An 8,364-nucleotide genomic window follows, 5' to 3' on the forward strand; every position below is an offset into this window, starting at 1 on the left:
CGGCGCGGGGACGGGTGGCGGCATCCGTCCCCGCGCCGTCCCCTTACCATGGGGTGAGGCCGTGGCGTAAGCAGCCCGGCGGAAAGGCGCGCCGGACAAAGGAGCGCGCTGCCACCCACGAAACCGGGAGAAGCGCGCTCGTATGCCCACGCGCCACGACATTCGTAACGTTGCCATCGTCGCCCACGTCGACCACGGGAAGACGACCCTCGTCGACGCCATGCTCAAGCAGGCCGGCGCGTTCGCCGCGCACCAGCAGGTCGACGACCGGGTCATGGACTCCAACGACCTGGAGCGCGAGAAGGGCATCACCATTCTCGCGAAGAACACCGCGGTGAAGTACCACCCGGCGGACGGCAGCGACCCCGTCACCATCAACATCATCGACACCCCCGGCCACGCCGACTTCGGCGGCGAGGTCGAGCGCGGTCTGTCCATGGTCGACGCCGTGGTGCTGCTGGTGGACGCCTCCGAGGGCCCGCTGCCGCAGACCCGCTTCGTGCTGCGCAAGGCGCTCCAGGCCAAGCTGCCGGTCATCCTGTGCATCAACAAGACGGACCGCCCGGACTCCCGGATCGACGACGTCGTCAACGAGACGTACGACCTGTTCCTGGACCTGGACGCGACCGAGGAGCAGATCGAGTTCCCGATCGTCTACGCCTGTGCCCGTGACGGCATCGCCTCGCTGACCAAGCCGGAGGACGGCACCGTCCCGGCCGACAGCGACAGCCTCTGGCCGTTCTTCGTCACCCTGCTGGAGACCGTCCCGGCGCCCGAGTACGACGCGGCCGCCCCGCTCCAGGCCCACGTCACCAACCTGGACGCGGACAACTTCCTCGGCCGGATCGCGCTGCTCCGCGTCGAGCAGGGCGAGCTGAAGAAGGGCCAGACCGTGGCCTGGATCAAGCGTGACGGCTCGATCTCCAACGTCCGCATCACCGAGCTGATGATGACCGAGGCGCTCACCCGCAAGCCCGCCGAGGTGGCCGGGCCCGGCGACATCTGCGCCGTGGCCGGTATCCCGGACATCATGATCGGCGAGACCCTGGCCGACCCGGAGAACCCGATCGCGCTGCCGCTGATCACCGTCGACGAGCCGGCGATCTCGATGACCATCGGCACCAACACCTCGCCGCTGGTCGGCAAGGGCGGCAAGGGCCACAAGGTCACCGCCCGGCTGGTCAAGGACCGCCTCGACAAGGAGCTGGTCGGCAACGTCTCGCTGCGCGTGCTGCCGACCGAGCGCCCCGACGCCTGGGAGGTGCAGGGCCGCGGTGAGCTGGCGCTGGCGATCCTGGTCGAGACGATGCGCCGGGAGGGCTTCGAGCTGACCGTCGGCAAGCCCGAGGTCGTCACCAAGGAGGTCGACGGCAAGCTCCACGAGCCGATCGAGCGCCTCACCATCGACGCGCCGGAGGAGCACCTCGGCGCCATCACCCAGCTGATGGCGACCCGCAAGGGGCGCATGGAGACCATGACCAACCACGGCTCCGGCTGGATCCGCATGGAGTGGATCGTGCCGTCCCGCGGCCTCATCGGCTTCCGCACCGAGTTCCTGACCCAGACCCGCGGCACCGGTATCGCGCACTCCATCTTCGAGGGCCACGAGCCGTGGTTCGGCGAGCTGCGCACCCGTAACAGCGGCTCCCTGGTGGCCGACCGCTCGGGCGCGGTGACCGCCTTCGCGATGACCAACCTCCAGGAGCGCGGCGTGCTGTTCACCTCGCCCGGCACCGAGGTGTACGAGGGCATGATCGTCGGCGAGAACTCGCGCGCCGACGACATGGACGTGAACATCACCAAGGAGAAGAAGCTCACCAACATGCGGTCCTCGACCGCTGATGTGACGGAGTCCCTGGTGCCGCCGCGGCTGCTCTCGCTGGAGCAGTCCCTGGAGTTCTGCCGCGACGACGAGTGCGTCGAGGTGACCCCGGAGACGGTCCGCATCCGCAAGGTCGTACTGGACCAGAAGGAGCGCGGCCGCGCCGCGTCGCGCGCCAAGCGTTGATATTCGCCTCCGTGCGCCACTGACGGCCCGGGCTTCCGCTTCCACGGCGGGGCCCGGGCTGTCACCGTTTCAGGAAGCCGCTCGTCAAGGGGATATCCGGCGAGTGGTGTCCGGATATCGGAGTTGAGACTCCGCATGATGTGTTAACAGTCCGTTTCGCGTGTGTCTGTCTGCGGCAGTTTTGTCCGGATTTCGAAGCTCCGCGCGTAGATGATGTGACCAAAGCGAGACCCATAAGGTGTGGTTTACGGGGCTGGCGTGCTCAATCATGGGGTCCATTGAGCTCGGGTCAACGGGTCGCACGCTGTGGGGAGCGCGGGCCTTCGAGCGCATCTGGGGGGTCCGGTCCCATTCGCTGTCAGGGGTGTCAGCGTGCCATCCGGACACCCCTCTCGAAGCAGCAGAGGACTCCGGAGGAGGCAAACCCATGCGTGGTGCCAAGAGCGCCAAGTGGGTCGCGATGGCCGCGGTCGTGGCGATGGCCGCGACCGCTTGTGGTGGCGGCAGTGACAGTGGCGGCGACAATGCCAACAGGAAGATCGACCCCAAGGGGATCGTCAGCTACGCCAACGGTGAGCCGCAGAACTCGCTGATGCCGGCCAACACCATGGAGGCGTACGGCAGCGTCGTCATCGACTCCCTCTTCACGGGTCTCGTCGGATACGACAAGTCCGGCAATATCACGTACGAAAACGCCGAGTCGGTCACGCCGAACTCCGACAACAGCGTGTGGACCGTCAAGCTGAAGCCGGGGTGGACCTTCCACAACGGCGAGAAGGTCACCGCCAAGTCCTATGTCGACACATGGAATTGGGACGCCAACCCGGCCAACGGGCAGCAGAACAGCGCCTGGTACCGCGACATCGAGGGTTACGACCAGGTCCACCCGGAGAAGGGCAAGGCCAAGGCCAAGGCCATGTCCGGCCTGAAGGTCGTCGACGACAACACCTTCACCATCAAGCTGTCGAACCCGATCCCGTACTTCGCGTACAAGCTCGCCTACCAGTCCTTCTACCCGCTGCCCTCGGGGGCGCTGAAGGACCCGAAGAAGTTCGGCGAGAGCCCGGTCGGCAACGGCCCGTACAAGTTCAAGAGCTGGGAGCACAAGAAGTCGGTCCAGGTCGCCGCCTGGGACGGCTACAAGGGCAGCAACAAGGCGAAGAACGGCGGCATCAACTTCAAGGCGTACACGACGCCGCAGTCCGCGTACAACGACCTGCGCTCGGACAACGTCGACACCATGCCGATAGTGCCGGACAGCGAGCTCGCCAACTACAAGCAGGACTTCGGCAAGCGAGCCATCAACACCGACTTCTCCGCGCTCGACACGATCAACCCCGCCTTCTACACGAAGCAGTGGAAGAACATTGACGCCAAGGTCATCCAGGGCCTGTCGATGGCGATCGACCGCGAGACCATCGCCAAGACCACCTTCTTCGGCAACCGTGAGCCGGCCACCGGCTGGGTCGCCAAGGGTGTGAAGGGCTACCAGGCCGACGCGTGCGGTGAGATCTGCAAGTTCAACCCGGCCAAGGCGAAGCAGTTGATCAAGGAAGGTGGCGGCGTCCCGGGCAACAAGATCTCGATCCAGTACAACGCCGACCAGCCGCACAAGGGCTGGGTCACCGCGACCTGCAACAGCATCACCAAGGCGACCGGCGTGAACTGCGTGGGCGACCCGGTCACCGACTTCCAGGCCGACACCGAGATCCGTGACCAGAAGAAGGTCAAGTCGATCTACCGCTCCGGCTGGGTGCTCGACTACCCGTTCAACGGCAACTTCCTCGCCGACCTCTACGGCACCGGCGTCGACGGCAACAGGGGCGACTTCTCCGACCCGAAGTTCGACGCGCTGGTGAAGAAGGCCGACAAGGCCAAGTCAGTGGATGAGTCGGCGAAGCTGTACCAGGACGCCGAGAAGGAACTGCGGAACTCGATGCCCGGCATCCCCATGTTCTACAAGAAGGTCAACTCGGCCTACTCGAACAACGTGAAGAAGATCGAGTTCGACCAGGCCGGCGACCCGATCCTCTGGAACGTCGAGGTCTTCAAGAAGTAAGTCGCTACGGAGCATTCCGTCCCGCAGCGGCGTCCGGCGATGCCGGGCGCCGCTGCGGGCGGCTCCGGAATGGACGGAGGCACCAATGGGGCGCTACGTCGCNCCAATGGGGCGCTACGTCGCGAGGCGACTGCTCCAGATGATCCCGGTGTTCATCGGGACAACCCTGTTGATCTTCCTCATGGTCAACGTACTCCCCGGCGATCCCGTACGGGCACTGTGGGGTGACAAGCCGCCGGACCCCGCGCAGGTCGCGCAGATCCGGCACGACAGAGGGCTGGACCTTCCGCTGTGGCAGCAGTACCTGCACTACATGGGGGGTCTGTTCCAGGGCGATTTCGGCAGGACCATCGCCGGTAACCGGCCGGTCCTCGACGAGATCACGCAGGCGTTCCCGGTGTCGATCCGGCTCGCCGCCATGGCCTGGACCTTCGAGCTCGTCGTCGGCATCACCCTGGGCGTCATCGCCGGCATCCGGCGCGGCAAGGTCATCGACACCGCCGTCACGCTGTTCACCCTGGTGGTCATCTCCGTCCCGATCTTCGTCATCGGTCTGGCGTGCCAGCTGTACTTCGGAAACAACCTCGGGTGGATCACACCGACCGTCCAGGACTCCACCGACTTCGGTCAGTTGCTGGTCCCGGCACTGGTGCTCGGTATGGTGGGCCTCGCGTACGTGGCCCGGCTGACCCGCACCTCGATCGCGGAAAACCGGTCCGCCGACTACATCCGCACCGCCACCGCCAAGGGCCTGCCGCGCAGGCGGATCATTACCACGCACCTGCTGCGCAACTCGCTGATCCCCGTGGTCACCTACCTCGGCACCGACATCGGCAGCCTCATGGCCGGCGCCGTCGTGACGGAGGGCATCTTCAACGTGACCGGCGTCGGCAACCTGCTCTTCGAGGCGCTCGCACGCCGCGAGGGCGCGGTCATCGTCGGCATCGTCACCGTTCTGGTGCTCGTCTATCTCCTCGCCAGCCTGATCGTCGACCTGCTCTACGCGGTCCTGGACCCGAGGATTCGTTATGCCTGACCTCACCAAGACCTCGTCCGCGAGCGAGGAAGCCACCGCGGTCGTCGCGGGCACGCCCGTCACCTCGGACGCCGGTCCGGCGCCCGAGAAGCCGCGCAGCCTCGGCGCCGACGCCTGGCGGGGCCTGCGCCGCAATCCGCTGTTCGTGGTCTCTGGGCTGCTGATCCTGCTGATCCTGCTCATCGCCGCGTTCCCCGGCCTGTTCACCAGCGCCAGCCCGAACACCGGCGACCAGGCCAACCACTTCCTGGGCAAGCCGAACCTCGGCCATGTCTTCCAGGAGGACTGGTTCGGCTACGACGGCACGGGCCGCAGCCTGTACGCGCGCGTGCTCTACGGCGCCCGCAACTCGATCATCGTCGGCCTCGGCGTGACGATCCTCGTCACCGTCTTCGGCGGTCTGATGGGCATGCTCGCCGGCTACTTCGGAGGGTTCTGGGACAGCCTCATCTCGCGTCTGACCGACGTGTTCTTCGGCATCCCGTTCCTGCTCGGCTCGATGGTCGTACTCAACGCGTTCACCCACCGCACCGTCTGGGTGGTCATGGGCGCGCTGGCCTTCCTGGGCTGGACGCAGATCGCCCGTGTCATGCGCGGCGCGGTCATCACGACCAAGCACGCGGACTACGTCGTGGCGGCCAAGGCCTTGGGCGCCGGCACCAGGCGGATCCTGTTCCGGCACATCCTGCCGAACGCGATCGCACCGGTGATCGTCGTCGCAACCATCTCGCTCGGCACGTACATCGTCGCTGAGTCGACGCTGTCCTATCTGGGTCTCGGGCTTGGTGACGACTCCATCTCCTGGGGCGGCGACATCTCGGACGGAACCCAGTTCATCCGCAACTTCCCGCACGTACTGCTCTTCCCGGCCGGCGCCCTGAGCATCACCGTGCTGGCGTTCATCATGATGGGTGACGCCGTGCGCGAAGCCCTCGACCCGAAGCTGCGCTGAGGGAGGCGTACGTGACCATCACCGACATGCCTGCGGACGTCCCCGCCCCCCGCTCGGGCGAGGACAGCGGTGGCAAGCTGCTCGACGTGCGTGATCTGCACGTCGAGTTCCATACCCGCGACGGCATCGCCAAGGCCGTCAACGGAGTCAACTACAGCGTGGACGCGGGCGAGACGCTCGCCGTGCTCGGTGAGTCCGGCTCCGGAAAGTCCGTGACCGCACAGGCGATCATGGGCATCCTCGACATGCCGCCCGGCAAGATCCCGCAGGGGGAGATCCTCTTCCAAGGCCAGGACATGCTGACGATGTCCGCCGAGGAGCGCCGGAAGATCCGCGGCAACAGGATCGCGATGATCTTCCAGGACGCACTGTCCTCCCTGAACCCCGTGCTCTCCGTCGGCTATCAGCTCGGCGAGATGTTCCGGGTCCACCAGGGGCTGTCCAAGAAGGACGCCAAGGCCAAGGCCATCGAGCTGATGGACCGGGTCCGCATCCCCGCCGCCAAGCAGCGGGTCAGCGACTATCCGCACCAGTTCTCCGGCGGTATGCGCCAGCGCATCATGATCGCCATGGCGCTGGCCCTGGAGCCGGACCTGATCATCGCTGATGAGCCCACCACCGCGCTGGACGTGACCGTCCAGGCCCAGGTGATGGACCTGCTCGCGGAGTTGCAGCGCGAGTACAACATGGGCCTGATCCTGATCACCCACGACCTGGGTGTGGTCGCGGACGTCGCCGACAAGATCGCGGTGATGTACGCGGGCCGGATCGTCGAGACCGCCCCCGTGCACGAGCTGTACAAGCGGCCCGCGCACCCGTACACCAAGGGACTGCTCGACTCCATCCCGCGGCTGGACCACAAGGGCCAGGAACTGTACGCGATCAAGGGGCTGCCGCCCAATCTGCTCAAGATCCCCTCGGGTTGCGCCTTCAACCCGCGCTGCCCGAAGGCCCAGGACGTCTGCCGCACCGAGGTCCCGCCGCTGGCGCCGGTCACCGAGCAGGACGGCACCGAGCTGCCGGGCCGCGGCAGTGCGTGCCACTTCTGGAAGGAGACGATCCATGGCTGAGGCCAAGAAGACCGACAAGGCCATGGAACCGGCTGACGCGGCACCGGCCGCCGCCACTCCCAGTGTCACCGAGGTGACGACGGTCGACGCCGCCACCGAGGACGAGGCCGTGGCCGCCCTCGACGCACATGTCGACCGCGGGGAGCCGATCCTCCAGGTGCGCAACCTGGTCAAGCACTTCCCGCTGACCCAGGGCATCCTCTTCAAGAGGCAGGTCGGCGCGGTCAAGGCGGTCGACGGCATCTCCTTCGACCTCTACCAGGGCGAGACCCTCGGCATCGTGGGCGAGTCCGGCTGCGGCAAGTCGACCGTCGCCAAGCTGCTGATGACCCTGGAGACCGCCACCGCGGGCGAGGTGTTCTACAAGGGCCAGGACATCACCAAGCTGTCCGGGCGCGCCCTGCGGGCCGTCCGCCGCAACATCCAGATGGTGTTCCAGGACCCGTACACGTCGCTCAACCCCCGGATGACGGTGGGCGACATCGTCGGCGAGCCGTACGAGATCCACCCCGAGGCCGTGCCCAAGGGCGACCGGCGGCGCAAGGTCCAGGAGCTGCTGGACGTCGTCGGCCTCAACCCGGAGTACATCAACCGCTATCCGCACCAGTTCTCCGGCGGCCAGCGCCAGCGCATCGGCATCGCCCGCGGCCTCGCGCTCAACCCGGAGATCATCATCTGCGACGAGCCGGTCTCGGCGCTGGACGTGTCGGTGCAGGCGCAGGTCATCAACCTGATGGAGAAGCTCCAGGACGAGTTCAACCTGTCCTACATCTTCATCGCCCACGACCTGTCCATCGTCCGTCACATCTCCGACCGGGTCGGCGTGATGTACCTGGGCAAGATGGCCGAGATCGGCACCGACGCCGAGATCTACGACCACCCGACCCACCCGTACACCCAGGCCCTGCTGTCCGCGGTGCCGGTGCCCGACCCGGAGGCGCGGGAGGGCCGGGAGCGCATCATCCTCACCGGCGACGTGCCCTCCCCGGCCAACCCGCCCTCGGGCTGCCGCTTCCGCACCCGCTGCTGGAAGGCCGAGGACAAGTGCGCCAAGGAGGTGCCGCTGCTCGCCATCCCCGAGCGCTTCTCCGGTACCGACTCGCTCGCGGCGCACGAGTCGGCGTGCCACTTTGCCGAGGAGAAGGACGTGGTCCACGCGTAACCGCGCCATACGCGGCGAGGGCCGCCGGGATCGCATCGTGCGATCCCGGCGGCCCTCGCCGTTGCTCGGGCGCCGTC

General features: G+C 66.8%; 6 protein-coding genes. All 6 read left to right on the top strand.

Translation table 11 applies throughout. From position 1 onward, the window contains the following. Window positions 1–142: 142 nt before the first annotated feature. The 6 genes from typA to EEJ42_RS20785 all read left to right on the top strand — a co-directional run bounded on the left by typA (window position 143) and on the right by EEJ42_RS20785 (window position 8,287). Window positions 143–2,008, top strand: a complete 1,866-nt coding sequence (typA, locus tag EEJ42_RS20760) for a translational GTPase TypA (RefSeq protein ID WP_123101709.1) — start codon at window positions 143–145, stop codon at window positions 2,006–2,008. 427 nt (window positions 2,009–2,435) lie between these two features. Next, entirely contained in the window at window positions 2,436–4,067 is a 1,632-nt protein-coding gene (locus EEJ42_RS20765; protein ID WP_123101711.1) for a peptide ABC transporter substrate-binding protein, read from the top strand. A gap of 106 nt (window positions 4,068–4,173) precedes the next feature. Then, window positions 4,174–5,103 (top strand): ABC transporter permease, encoded by a 930-nt coding sequence (locus EEJ42_RS20770; protein WP_123101713.1) that lies wholly within the window; start codon window positions 4,174–4,176, stop codon window positions 5,101–5,103. Then, entirely contained in the window at window positions 5,096–6,055 is a 960-nt protein-coding gene (locus EEJ42_RS20775) for an ABC transporter permease (RefSeq protein ID WP_123101715.1), read from the top strand. Before EEJ42_RS20770 ends, EEJ42_RS20775 begins: the two co-directional genes overlap by 8 nt. Window positions 6,056–6,081: 26 nt before the next feature. Then, window positions 6,082–7,125 (top strand): ABC transporter ATP-binding protein, encoded by a 1,044-nt coding sequence (locus EEJ42_RS20780; RefSeq protein ID WP_123101719.1) that lies wholly within the window; start codon window positions 6,082–6,084, stop codon window positions 7,123–7,125. After that, the gene (locus tag EEJ42_RS20785) at window positions 7,118–8,287 is read left to right on the top strand and encodes an ABC transporter ATP-binding protein (protein ID WP_184503181.1); all 1,170 of its coding nucleotides are present in this window, start codon (window positions 7,118–7,120) and stop codon (window positions 8,285–8,287) included. Before EEJ42_RS20780 ends, EEJ42_RS20785 begins: the two co-directional genes overlap by 8 nt. Window positions 8,288–8,364 lie beyond the last annotated feature (77 nt).

The sequence above is a fragment of the Streptomyces botrytidirepellens genome (genome assembly GCF_003721215.1).
Classification (GTDB): Bacteria; Actinomycetota; Actinomycetes; order Streptomycetales; family Streptomycetaceae; genus Streptomyces; species Streptomyces himastatinicus.